Here is a 12,908-nt window from a genome sequence, read left to right on the forward strand (position 1 = left end):
TCTATTTCTCTTAAATTCTTTGATAACTTGTTACTTTCGAGTATTTTTTTTAAAAAAGCTGATTTTCCTCTCAATTAATCATATTTTTTTTATTATAAAAAAATGATTTCTTTTATACATACCATAGGGTTTCGGTTATGGTTATTGGGAACAATTACTTTAACTGTCCCTTTTTGCTTTGATCTTTTTTTAATTAAAAAAAATCAATATCAAAAAGTAATAAAAGAAACTGAATATCGTCTATCTGAAGCTCTTCTTTTTAAAAAAAATCTCCTTCAAGAATTTTGCTCTGAAGATCAGCAATTATTAAAAATGCTGCTGCAACATTTTATAGATAAAGAAGATTACTCCAAGAACATAAACACTCTTCTTTCCGAAAAATTAAAAGTATTTTTTAATCCCTCTTCTCTCGTGGTTTCTATTGCATTTACATCTTCTGATGATCCTCTTAATGGCACTATCATCGCTTCAACATCTTCAGAAAATTTAGGTCATCCACATCTATTAAAAAACAGCTCTTCTGATATTAGCTATTTAGAATGTATAGATAACACTTTGTGTATGAATTATGAGCTTTTGCTGCCTTGTAAAGAAGATACTTCATTAAAATTTAGTCTTATCATAAAGAAAAAAGCTGATAAAATCATTGAAAGCTTTTTGTCTTCTGATAGAGATGAATTTCCTAGTGAAACAATCTTAATGAACAAAGATGGCTCTATCCTTTTTTCTTCTATCCCTATTCCTTATTCAAATAAAATTAATCCTACCCTTTATCATCCCTATAAAGATTCAGTGTCTTTAAACAGCTTTTTAATAAATAAATATTCTTATCTCGGAGTTCTTAAAAAATTTTCAACTCCTGAAATCACATTAGCTGTCATTTGCGAAAAAAATTTTATTTCTCAATCAATAAAAGATATTATTACTGGTTATATTATTTATTTATTACTCCTTGTAGGAATTATCTTACTGATTTTATACCTTGTTAAAAGAATGTATAGGCCTGTAAATAACTTGGTCTATGCCATGATATGTTTAAGCCAAGGCGACACCCATAGCTTTTATAAAAAAGATCCTTGGGCTTTTGAAATTAATGAACTTGGTGAAACTTTTAATCAAATGAAAGAAACTTTCCTAAGCCAACAACAACTTAAGAAAAAAGAAAATACTCAAAAAAAACTTCTTCTTAAAGAATTAGAGCTTGGTGAAAAAGCGCAGCAAGCTCTTTTACCAATACAATTACCACATTACCCATTTTTAAAATTAGCCTGCTCTTATCTTCCAGCTATTATAGTTGGAGGAGATTTTTATGATGTATTTTCTTTTAAAGAAAACGATCTAGATTTATCTTTTTTTATTGTAGCAGATGCCTCTGGCAAAGGGGTCCAAGCTTGCTTTTATTCTTTAATCTTTAAAAACATCCTTAAAATACAGTTAAAAAACCATTCCAATTTATCTGTTGCTGTAAAAATTGCCAGCAACCTATTTCTTAAAGAATCTGGCAAATCTTGCATGTTCATCACAGCATTTATTGGACGCTATAATCATAAAACAAAAACCTTAGAATACTATTCATGTGGACATAACCCACCATATATTTTGAAAAACAATGGCACTATTATATCTTTAACGCACCCAGGAATGGCTGTTGGTTTTGTAGAAGAAACGCGTCCATTAGCAACTTTTTCTATTACATTAGAAAAAGATGATCTCTTACTTATCTATTCTGATGGAGTCCCTGATGCTCAAAATCATCAAAAAGAATTATTTGGTAAAAATCGATTAGAACAAGTATTAAAAACTTTTACTAAAAAAAATCCTCAAGAAGCTCTTAATAAACTTTTAAAAACTATTCAGCTCTTTGTTAATAATAGCTTTCAATATGATGATATTACTATCATAATACTTAAGGTGCTTGCTAATGAATAGATCTTCTATAGGAAAAAGAATGCTATTCATGTTTGGGGTCATTGTCCCCATCCCCGTGATTATCTACAGCATCATTTTATTATCTTTATCATTTTTTCAAACAAAAGCGCTTTTTTTATCTCAACTTCAAGATCATGGCAACGCTGCTCATGCTGATATTCAAGAAACACTCTTGATCAAAAAAAATCAGCTAAAAATTACAGCCAAAATACTTTCTCAATTAGAAGAAAAGCTGATCTTAAATCCAAACCATTACAATGATTTATTAAAAAATATTGCAGCTCAAATCAATACCCACCTAATCCTTATAGATAACACTGGGGTCTCTTTTTCTTCTCAAGCCATCGATGACAAACTGTCTTCTATAGTCCAAGAAAATAATTTTTTATCCTTCCAAGAAATCTTTTTAGCATCTGAACCTTCTATCTATACATTTAAATCACAAAACGTTGAAGAAGAAAGCTACATATTACTAGCTCAACCAATTACATATAATCAAGAAACATGTAAAACAGCTGTACTTCTTGCTGTAAGTCATCTTCCCACATTACTTTTTAATAATGATAATTCACTAGCATCAAATGTTTTACCTTCTATTCAAGGGCCTATTTTTTTAAATTCTGAAGGAGAAATTCTCTATTCTGAAAAAAAGACTACTATCCTTATTCCTCTTATTCCTTATTCTTTAAAAACTACCCCCTCGATAGCACTCAATAAACAAATATATCTTTTCCCATATCCACATAAACAAGGCTTTTATTCTTTTTCATTAATAGGAAAACATTGTTATGCTTTTTTATCGCCTCCCACCAATGTTAATACCCCTCGCGTCTTAACCTTTGTAGAAAGAAAAGCAGTCTTAAAAAGATCTATTTTATCATGCTATACATCATTAAGCATCTATGCTGTGATATTAATCATAGGTAGTTTTTTCATGATTATTTTGTGTTTATTTCTTTCAAAATCCTTAAAAAATATCCATGATCAAATGACTCGTTTAAAAAAAGGCGATATAAAAGCTCACTGTCAACCTCACAAATTAGGTTATGAACTAAATTTACTGGGGAATGCATTTAACCACAGTCTGATGCTTTTATTAAAAACCATAAAAGAGGCTGAAGCAGAACATATCAAAAGAGCATCTCTACAAAAAGAATGGGACCTCATCAGCCCTTTGCGAAAAAAACTTCTCTTATCTTCTGAAGATTCTTGTTTAAATATACTACATAATGGCTCAGATAAACCTATTGGCTTATTTATATCTTCTCATACTTCTATAGATCATTCCATAGTAGGCATTGGTCTCTGTCAAGATAAAGATTTAGCTTCATGTCTTTATGCTATTTCTTTCCGTAATATATTTTTAAGCTGTGCATCTTTAGATCAGCCTGTCGAAAAACTGCAGGATAATATAAACACTGTTATCCACAATGATCCTAGATTATCTACTATTCCTCTCCCTCTTTTGATTGGCATTTATGATAAAAAAGAAAAAAGTTTTTCCATCACGACTCCCCCTAATTTTTTTATTTTTATTAAAAAACCTCAGCAAAAAGCTTTAGTAATTTCTTCTGAATCCTCCCAAACTTATAAAATCACAACTTTTTCAAAAGGAGATTACCTGATTATCATTTCTGGTATCACCTATTTACAGAAGAATCCTTTGCTTTTTTTATCTGAAAAGACCATTTCTTATTTAGACAAACATCCAATAAAAGCACTTGATATGATGGAAAAAGAATTACAAGCATTAGCTAATAATCGATTGAAAACTCCTTTAGGTATTATTTTTATTACACCTCAGCTATGACTAAAAATTTTCTGGATTTTGCTTTTAGACATACTGTCTCATCTTCTCAAGAATATGAAGATGCTTTTCTTTTTGCTGAAGATTTTGAGCTGTATGATATTTTAAAACTCGCTCCCTTACAAAACTACTGTCTAAATCGTTTTCACCACCTTGTACTTGTTATTTCTAAAAAATTAACTACGCATGAAATTTTACTTAATCATTCCTTGTTACAACGATGGATAAAACAAATAGATAAAACTCCATTTTTTTCAGGGCCTTTAGACTGTCATGACGCAAAAATGCAACAACATCTTTTTTTAACATTAAAAAAATTAGATCAAGATCCTTCATTATCAAACTTACTCCAACGTTTAGTCCTGCCACGTAAAAAAAACCTCTGTGATATTATAAGAAAAACGCTTCACTTACATAATAATGAAAGCCTGCAAATCCATCATGTCCGTCAGGCAGTTTTGTCAGCGTTATTAAGTTTTTCTGACCTATCTAGCTCATCCTATGCCACCGCTTTTCGACTTCTAATTCAAACTAATTTTCCTAAACTGTTCTTAGAAGATATGCTTTCTTTAACACAAGAAGGAGCTTTGATTAGAAGTTTCAAAGGAAAAAATATTACAGCACCGATTAATACCCTGATCAATAAAAAAAATCTTTTTTCCCCTATCAAAATTTCTACTTCTCTACCTGCTGAAAAAATTTTATCCTACTGTCCTGGAATCATAGCTGGAGCATTAGCAGTAGGTATTATTTCAATAAAAATGACTCCTTCAGAACAAACAGAACAAATTAAAAAATTACTTGCTAATCTTATCCAACAAGGTAAATTACCATCTACATCAGGCGAGTGGACAGCTAGTCATATTTTTGAAGAACTCATCAAAGAATTTGGAGATTTTCAATCTAAAAAAACTTCTAAAGATCAAAGTTTTTCCTATACAAATGCTTCCATAAATTCAACATTTCATAAAGATGTTGCTTACGCGCTGGCTATCGAAGCCTTCCTTAACGAAACAAATAATTCTCTTTTAGATGCGTGGGAATTTACACTCGCTTCCTTCCCTACCCAAGATGAAGCACAACGAGCTAACCACCTAAATATTAGCTTAGGAATACTTTCTACCCCAGAGCCTTTTTCATTTACTGAAACTCTTTCTCTTTATGTAACAGATACTGTAGCTATACTAAAGAAAGAAATGGAAGAGTGTGAAATACGCGCTGAACATATTAAAGCTGCAGTAGCACAAATGCAATCCTCTGCCCTTTATTTACCTCCTAATAAGCAACAGCATATATTTGCTGAATACCGCTTAAGGAAAGCTGAATACGATCGTGCTGTCTATGAATGGAGTGAAGCCCGACGCATAGCAGAACTTGTCTCTCTTCTTCCTGAGCATATACTGCGCTTTTATTCAGAAAATTTACCTCACTATTTTCAAAGCTTCTACGCTAGCAATAATATAAAAATTATGGATGATAATTTTGCTGATGAAGACGCTGTTTTCATGCTTTTTTATACCCATGGAAGAGAAAATAGTGATTTATGGACACCTTTAAATTCACTTCAAGAATTCACTCATGCCATTAGTACATTTTTGAACATCACAGAACATGATCTTAAACAACAAGAATTTGCTCAAGATATTGAAAGATATTTGTCTTCTGCTGTATCTAGTATCTCTCAAAATGTATTAAAAGCAGGTTTTTTAGAAGCAGCTGTCACCCGTTTATCTACATATTATAATGTCTCAGTACCTATGAATATTGTAGAAAATCAAGATTTTCTCCCCATTACTCCCTGGAAATATGAAAGTACTACTGCTATGCACTATCTTTTAGAAAGTTATAATTTACTACCAAAACAAAAAATTCATATCTCTAAACGTCCAGAAACATATGAAGAACTATTAGTATTCTTTATTGATAACATAAAAGATTGTCCTGGAAATTTTCTTAAAAAAGCCTCTTATCAAAAAGAAACTGCCATTATTGCATCCTCTCCTTTTTTTTCTTTTCTTGCATTACCAGGAGAAAGTTCTTTGAAGAACGCATGGGATACACCTTATTATACTCCCTCTTGGGTAAAAGATTTTTGGGCACAACCTCAATATTCTTTTCTACAAAATTATCTTTTAAATTCAAAAGAAGCCTGTGCTTTATGGCAAAAATGTAGGTCTTTGATCCCATTAATGCCCCCTCTTTCTTCTTTGATTCAAAAAACTTTTGCAGAATCACCCATTAGTATACCCAATTTCACTTCTTATGTTTTAGAAGCATTTAACCCATCCTTACCAAAAGATATATGTTTAAAATTTAAGAATGATTTACACGGGGCCATTTTTTCATTAATCCCTCTTTCTGAAAAAAAAACGCTTCCTATAAATATACGTAATATTTTTGACTATATGGGAATTACTTCTATTGCGTATGAATTGTTTTCTCAAGAACTAGAACCTTCTTTAGAAAATATAGAGTTCTTATCTGCATCTGAACTACATAATATTTGCAAAGGATTAGCAATACTTTCTTACAAAAAAGCTTTTACTTCAGATGATTTTCATAAAGATATCGCCACAGCAATGAAGAAATTGGGATTAAAATATCCTGATCCTATTTTAATTGGATCTCTTTCAAGAACTAATCAATGGCTTGGATTTACAGTAAACCCTTCCACAGCATTGATTGACTTATGGTCTTTCGATCCTAGTGGAACTACTGGAAAACCTTTTTATCATCCTAATGGCTCATCTAAATTATTGCATGGCAGTGTATGGAAAATATTTTTTCCTCCAATAGAAATAGAACCTTCACCTGATGAAGAATACTAATTAAAACAAGTTAAAAAGCTTTTGAGCATTTTGACTTGTTGCAGCTGCTATTTCCTCTACTGATACTCCTCTTACCTCTGCCATTTTATCAATAATATGTGTAATAAAAGCTGATTCATTTCGTTTATGCCTAAAAAGCGTCGGTGCTAGATAAGGAGCATCTGTTTCAACCAATAATTGATTCAAAGGCATATCTTTAACGAGTTGTTTGAGTTCTTCAGTTCTGTTTTTAAAAGTTAAAATACCACTAAAAGAAAGATACCATCCTCTTTCCACTAAGGCCATGCCTTCTGCATAAGAACCTGTGAAACAATGAAGCATTCCAGGCAACGTATTTCCTTTATCATCTAGATAATGGCGCTCTAATAAAGAAAAAAAGTCTGCAAACGCATCTCTACAATGAATAACTACTGGTAGTGCATTAAGAGCTGCTATTTCAAGAAACTGTCCACATAAATCTTTTTGTAATTCTTTAATACTTTCCAACATTTCTGGGCGATAATCTAACCCAATTTCTCCTACTCCTACTATCTTCTTTTCCTTAGCTAACAGCTCAAAATAATCTAACTCTTCTCTGCTATAATCTAAGACATTTTGTGGAATAGGGCCTGCTACAAGCGGTATCTGAATATCAGCAGCCTTAGCTAATTTTTTAGAATCTTCTACTTCTTTTTTATTTGTAGCTACATTGATAATGATCTCCACACCAGCTACGCTAGCTCGTTCTAAAACAGGTATAATATCTGTTTCAAACACAAGATCAGTCAAATGTGCATGCGCATCTACTATCATTGTTAGCCCTTATTCATTAATATTAGAAATTTCTTTTTTTAAAATAACTGCAGAAAGTCTTTGCGGGAGAATCTTTATTTTTCTATTACTTGAATCTCCATAATATAATACATAAGTTGGCACTCCTACCCTACCTACTTTACTTAATTCTTTAGAAATATCTGCGCTTTTTTTAGTCCAATCAGCCACCATTGTCACAATACCTGCTTTTTTAAACAAATCAGTTGTTTCTTGAGCATATAAAACTTTCTTATTGAACTGACATGAAACACACCATTTAGCAGTAAATTGAATAAAAAGAGGACGTCCTTCAACATCTAATTGATGAATTCTATCCAAAGAAAAAGATTCCCAACTCGAATCACCTATATCTGTTTGAATAATCTGACCATCATCCCGTACTTTGGCAGCTTGTATCCCTAAATAACCAGCAAAAATCATAATGCAACAAACAATAATAAAGATAATGCGTCTTGTTAGCTTTTTGACTAATGGGGTGCCCCATTTTCCAAATAACCACCCTGCAAATCCAGTTATTAACAAAGATATCAACAATAAATGGACTCCTTGAGCTCCAGTTTCCATTTGAAATATCCCTATTAACCACACAACAGTGCCTAACAACATAAAACCCGTTATCTCTTTAAAGACATGCATCCAGTTGCCATTTTTAGGAAGAAAAATCAAAATTTTAGGAAAACTAGAAAAAAGAAGATAAGGAAAAGCCATGCCAAACCCCATCACTGAAAAGATTAATAATTGCTTCATTAAGGATAAGGTTAATGTAAAACCAAGAACTGACCCTAAAAAAGGCCCTGTACAAGGTGTTGTTAAAAGCGTAGCTAATACTCCTTTTGATAAAGATCCCATAACAATGCTATCATCTTCTTTTGTAACACCAGCACTATTACCAAATTTTGTAACTAAAAAATTTCCTGATTCAAATACTCCAAAACAATTTAGAGCAAATAAAAATAGCACTACAACTAACAAGGCTACAAATCCTGGTTCTTGTAATTGAAACCCCCAACCAACATTATGACCAAAAATTTTTAAACAAAAACCAACTAGAACTAAAATCCAAAATGATCCTATAACACCAATAGAAAACCAAACGCCTTTCTTAAAAATAGTTTTTCTATCTGAATTAGAAGATTTTATAAGTGAATAAACCTTTAATCCAATAAGAGGTAAAACACAGGGCATAACATTCAATATCAATCCACCTAAAAAAGCCCCTGCTATTAACCATAATAAACTTTGACTCCCTTTGTCATGACCATCAGCATCTATATTTTCCAAAAATGATAATCTTGTTCCATCTATTAAAAATGATTCAGCAATATTTGCTTTTTGATCATAAATCAGAAAAATTCCCCTTAAATCCCTTAAAGACCTTTTACTCAAACCCTTACTTAATATTAATGGAAGTTCAAATTCTTGTTTTTTATTCACCTCCATATCTTGAAATGAATAACCAATTTGGCCGGCATCATCAGGAATAAATGCTATCTGTTTTATATCTGATCTTTCTCTGGTGGATACAAAACGTAAAGACCAACCTTCAAGATCTTGAACAATCAATAGCTCACCTTGTTCTTTAGAAAGAATTCTGGGTGCTTGCTCTCTAGTCTCATGAAATAAATTTGACCATTTTTCATCTAAATGTGGCTGATCAAAAAAGATGGGTAATTGTAACCCTGCAAACTCTTCTAAAGGAACACACTCATCATTACAAGCAAGCCATGTTACATTCGCTTGTATAGAACATATGTCTTGTTTTTTTAAATTTTTAGGGATGAATATACGAAAAAGCACCAGTAATTTTTCTTCAAAACCAAATGATATATTCTCTGATTGATGAAAAATGGTAGGTGCTGGCCACACCTCTTCTTCCACAACAGATCCTCTAGGCAAATTCCATTTTACCTGTAATGGAAATCCTACTTCACCTGGATTTTTCCAATAAGTATGCATTCCTTCAGGCATCTTACACAATAAGCCTACCCATGTAGATTTACCAGGCCTAACATGCTCTTCTTCTGCAATTAAAGTAACTGAACACCTTTCTTGATCTTGAGCATTTACCTGACTTTGGCAGATGTTAAAACTCATCACTAGCAATAAAATAATATAATGTAATTTGATCTTTCTGCCCTCTCTCTTTCATTCTCTACATCATGTAAGATCTCTATTTTTACAGTAAAGAAAGGAGTAGAGCTTATTTGAAAAAATTGTTATGTTGATGAATGCATTTCTTTTTATTATTTGGATAATTAAAGCGTTTATATGTTGTTTCTTTTATCCAATCCTTTGTTTCATGCTTATAAACAAAGTGATATCTTTGGAAAAGGGATCTTTTTATCTCTTATTTTTCTTTCTGTGGCTGTATGGACAGTTTTATGGCATAAAAAAGTATTATTTTCTTCTGTCCTAAAGGATGGTTTGCATTTAAAAGAACTATTAAAAAAAAATAAGCTTTCACCTTTTTCTTTTGAGCTTCGCTCTTCTACTCCTTATCCTTTTACAACTCTTTTTAAAGCTGTAAAATCCTCCTCTTTAGAGCATTTCAATAAAAATAGAAAAAATTCTTCTTTCAATTCAGATAAAAATGAAGATGTAATGATTTTATACCCTCATGACATAGAATCATTAGAAACAATTATCATTAGTAAACTCCCTTCCAGCAAACGATTTCTTGATACCCACTTAGTTTTTCTCTCTACCACTGTTTCTTTAGCTCCTTTCTTAGGACTACTTGGAACTGTATGGGGGATTTTAATGGCTTTTGATGCATTCCGTATTACAGGAAATAGCTCTTCAGTAGTTGATGGTCTTGCAACTGCACTAGGAACAACAGTATTAGGATTAATCGTAGCTGTACCAGCTCTTATTGGTCATAATATAATCAAAGACCAAGCACTTGCAATCATGATTGATTTAGAGCATTTTGGAATGCTTCTCTTAAATACATTAGAAATACAGTATGGCAAACATGATCGGTAGCATATGAAATATCGTTTTAATTCATCTTATCTTCATGCATCAGCTGAAGAACCTTCCATGAACCTAACTCCATTATTAGATACTGTATTTGTTGTGTTGATTGCATGGATGATTCTTGCACCTTTTAACAATTCAGAAACTGTATCTTTAGCTAATGGTGGTATTCCAAACTCTGTTGGGATGGAACAAACAACTACTAACCTGAATCTCTATATTCACGAAAATGACTCGATTATGATTGGTCCAAAGCATGTAAGAAAAGAAGAACTCACAGATATTTTATCAAAAATTTATCAACAAGCACCTTACCTTAACCCTATATTATTCCAAGATCAACACTCTTCTTTTGGCATCCATCAAACACTTAAAACATCTTTAGAAAAAGCAGGTTTTAAAGAACTTACGGTGATTTTAAAAGCAGACGAATAAATGCGTAAAAAATTTGCTCTTATTGTAGTCTTACATATTCTTGGAGGTATCATAATTGTTATCCCTTCTCCATGTAAAAAATCAAAAATGATTAAATCTTTAAAAGTTATCACTATTAAAGAGCCTTCTTTAAAACGCTCTTCTCCTTTTATTACTCCTATCCAATCTAAGACGACTTTTTTAGAAACTACGCCCTCTGTAAACCCAATTCAACAACCCATAAACAAAATAACTAATAATAAAAAAACCATCTCTCCTTCATCCACTCAAAAAGTACCATCTTCCATAAATAACACAAAAACATCTTCAAAACCCACTTTGGCAGCCACTCCAAAACCCTCTACATCAACAATTAATAAAAAAAAGCTTTTAGAACTAACTCAACAATCTTTAAAGCAAATAAAAGGAATGGAAACAAATTTTCTTCATAAACAAAATCCCCCTGTTCCCTCTTTTATAGATTCTAGCCAACCTTCTTTAAATAAATCTATCAATGAAACACGCTTAGAAAATAACTATGCAGAAGAACTAATAATGACACTCAAAAACCATCTTACCCTCCCTGATTTAGGTGATACAATCCTATCATTGATTATTTCTCCACAAGGCCAGTTACTTAACATTGCTTTTGACCTTTCTGAGAGCCCTGAAAACGAAAAATACTTAAAAACTCAACTGCCCCTATTATCATTTCCAATAAGTCCAAGCCTCTCAAAAAATCTTCAACCTATAAAAGTAAAAATTCGTCTTATTAGTGAAAATCTGATTGCCATATCCTGATCTTTTTGTTATCTCTTTGAACGTTATGTTTCATTTTTGGCTTATTTTATTTATCTTATTTGCTCCACATGTTTTTGGCTTCGAACAAGAGTTAACAATACATGTGCCTGTTGCAACCCATTATAAAATTCCTTTTGTAATGGGTAATGTTGAATCCTTTTGCAAAGTAAAAAAAGCATTTTTTGAAAAAATTTTAGCAGAAGATCTTCGTTTATCAGAACATTTTACCATTCATAAAACAGATGCTAAAAATAATACTGCTGTACAAAAAAATGCATTAATACTTTCTGCAAATATTGAAGAAAATAAAGTAACTATTACTATTATCAATAATAAATCTACAAACCCTAATAAAGAAAAAATTGTTCTTTCTACACAATTTACATACTTTGATCGTCGGACGATTCATCTTATTGCTGATGATATAGTTCAGCATATTTGTCACACTCCTGGAATAGCCTCTTCTCGGATCATTTATTCTTTTTTCCCCAAAAAACCCACTCCTGGATTAAGTCCTCTTGGAGATATCCGTCTGATAGACTCAGATGGCGCTGAACCTTCTATAGTATCATCTCAACAGGTGATGAACATCTGCCCCTCTTTTGTTCCTTCTGAAACAGGCTCTCGATCTTCTTATTTTTTATATGTGTCATATCAAACTGGCACAGCTAAAATATTTTTAAAAAATATTAATGATGAAAGATCTCAAAAATTAATCTGTTTAAGAGGTAATCAACTTATGCCTACTGTCTCTCAGCAATGTAACAAAATTGCTTTCATTTCTGATGTAAATGGAAACCCAGATCTATTTTTACAAGATTTTTCCACAAAAGAAGGTCCTATTGGTCCTCCAAGACAACTATTAACTTCTAAAAATGGCACCCAAGGTTCTCCAACCTTTGACCCTACAGGCAACAAAATAGCCTTTGTCTCTAATCGTGATGGAACACCTCGTATTTACATAGTAGAATGCAATCCATTGCCTGGAACTATTCCTCAGCTAATATCTAAAAAAAATAGAGAAAATACTGCACCTACATGGTCACCTGATGGCTCTAAAATCGCTTACTCTTCATTATCTAAAGGAGTTCGGCAAATTTGGATATATGATGTGAAAACAGGTAAAGAAAAAGAACTTACTCATAGTCCAGGAGATAAAGAAAACCCTTCTTGGGCACCTGATAATGCCCATCTAGTCTTTAGCATGAATCAAAATGGTTGCAGTAATTTATATATAACTGGTCTTATCAATGAAAATCTTGTTAAAATTACTCATGGCCCTGGAGAAAAACTTTTTCCCTCATGGGAACCCATCCTATAATGAAGCATTTGGAGAG

9 protein-coding genes are annotated in these 12,908 nt (G+C 32.1%); 7 read left to right on the plus strand and 2 right to left on the minus strand.

The features are described from left to right. Window positions 1-102 precede the first annotated feature (102 nt). Genes CLAVI_RS01120 through CLAVI_RS01130 form a run of 3 tightly spaced genes read left to right on the plus strand, consistent with a single transcriptional unit; the run spans window position 103 to window position 6,564 of the window. Window positions 103-1,929 carry a PP2C family protein-serine/threonine phosphatase gene (locus CLAVI_RS01120; protein ID WP_194843743.1) on the plus strand — a complete coding sequence of 609 codons (1,827 nt, stop codon included), beginning with the start codon at window positions 103-105 and terminating at the stop codon, window positions 1,927-1,929. Further along, window positions 1,922-3,739, plus strand: a complete 1,818-nt coding sequence (locus CLAVI_RS01125; protein ID WP_194843744.1) for a hypothetical protein — start codon at window positions 1,922-1,924, stop codon at window positions 3,737-3,739. Before CLAVI_RS01120 ends, CLAVI_RS01125 begins: the two co-directional genes overlap by 8 nt. Further along, window positions 3,736-6,564: a hypothetical protein gene (locus CLAVI_RS01130; RefSeq protein ID WP_194843745.1), complete on the plus strand. Its 2,829-nt coding sequence runs from the start codon at window positions 3,736-3,738 to the stop codon at window positions 6,562-6,564. The genes CLAVI_RS01125 and CLAVI_RS01130 overlap by 4 nt, the downstream gene beginning before the upstream one ends. On the opposite strand, the gene CLAVI_RS01135 is transcribed toward CLAVI_RS01130, so the two are convergent. After that, window positions 6,565-7,356, minus strand: a complete 792-nt coding sequence (locus tag CLAVI_RS01135; RefSeq protein ID WP_194843746.1) for a TatD family hydrolase — start codon at window positions 7,354-7,356, stop codon at window positions 6,565-6,567. A 9-nt stretch (window positions 7,357-7,365) separates the two neighbouring features. Beyond that, window positions 7,366-9,471 (minus strand): protein-disulfide reductase DsbD family protein, encoded by a 2,106-nt coding sequence (locus CLAVI_RS01140; RefSeq protein WP_194843747.1) that lies wholly within the window; start codon window positions 9,469-9,471, stop codon window positions 7,366-7,368. Window positions 9,472-9,645: 174 nt separating this feature from the next. Here CLAVI_RS01140 and CLAVI_RS01145 point away from each other — a divergent pair, with 174 nt between their 5' ends. Genes CLAVI_RS01145 through CLAVI_RS01160 form a run of 4 tightly spaced genes read left to right on the plus strand, consistent with a single transcriptional unit; the run spans window position 9,646 to window position 12,892 of the window. After that, window positions 9,646-10,362 (plus strand): MotA/TolQ/ExbB proton channel family protein, encoded by a 717-nt coding sequence (locus tag CLAVI_RS01145; RefSeq protein ID WP_194843748.1) that lies wholly within the window; start codon window positions 9,646-9,648, stop codon window positions 10,360-10,362. 3 nt (window positions 10,363-10,365) lie between these two features. Beyond that, window positions 10,366-10,791 carry an ExbD/TolR family protein gene (locus CLAVI_RS01150; RefSeq protein WP_194843749.1) on the plus strand — a complete coding sequence of 142 codons (426 nt, stop codon included), beginning with the start codon at window positions 10,366-10,368 and terminating at the stop codon, window positions 10,789-10,791. After that, window positions 10,792-11,571 (plus strand): hypothetical protein, encoded by a 780-nt coding sequence (locus CLAVI_RS01155; protein ID WP_194843750.1) that lies wholly within the window; start codon window positions 10,792-10,794, stop codon window positions 11,569-11,571. A gap of 25 nt (window positions 11,572-11,596) precedes the next feature. Continuing rightward, entirely contained in the window at window positions 11,597-12,892 is a 1,296-nt protein-coding gene (locus CLAVI_RS01160) for a DPP IV N-terminal domain-containing protein (RefSeq protein WP_194843751.1), read from the plus strand. Window positions 12,893-12,908: the final 16 nt, after the last annotated feature.

This window comes from Candidatus Clavichlamydia salmonicola, assembly GCF_015356765.1.
Lineage (GTDB): Bacteria > Chlamydiota > Chlamydiia > Chlamydiales > Chlamydiaceae > Clavichlamydia > Clavichlamydia salmonicola.

What these genes read in the sequence shown, in the direction of transcription:
- CLAVI_RS01120 (WP_194843743.1), top strand. Translation starts at nt 103, where the DNA reads ATGATTTCTTTTATACATACCATAGGGTTTCGGTTATGGTTATTGGGA.
- CLAVI_RS01125 (WP_194843744.1), top strand. Translation starts at nt 1,922, where the DNA reads ATGAATAGATCTTCTATAGGAAAAAGAATGCTATTCATGTTTGGGGTC.
- CLAVI_RS01130 (WP_194843745.1), top strand. Translation starts at nt 3,736, where the DNA reads ATGACTAAAAATTTTCTGGATTTTGCTTTTAGACATACTGTCTCATCT.
- CLAVI_RS01135 (WP_194843746.1), bottom strand. Translation starts at nt 7,356, where the DNA reads ATGATAGTAGATGCGCATGCACATTTGACTGATCTTGTGTTTGAAACA.
- CLAVI_RS01140 (WP_194843747.1), bottom strand. Translation starts at nt 9,471, where the DNA reads ATGAGTTTTAACATCTGCCAAAGTCAGGTAAATGCTCAAGATCAAGAA.
- CLAVI_RS01145 (WP_194843748.1), top strand. Translation starts at nt 9,646, where the DNA reads ATGTTGTTTCTTTTATCCAATCCTTTGTTTCATGCTTATAAACAAAGT.
- CLAVI_RS01150 (WP_194843749.1), top strand. Translation starts at nt 10,366, where the DNA reads ATGAAATATCGTTTTAATTCATCTTATCTTCATGCATCAGCTGAAGAA.
- CLAVI_RS01155 (WP_194843750.1), top strand. Translation starts at nt 10,792, where the DNA reads ATGCGTAAAAAATTTGCTCTTATTGTAGTCTTACATATTCTTGGAGGT.
- CLAVI_RS01160 (WP_194843751.1), top strand. Translation starts at nt 11,597, where the DNA reads ATGTTTCATTTTTGGCTTATTTTATTTATCTTATTTGCTCCACATGTT.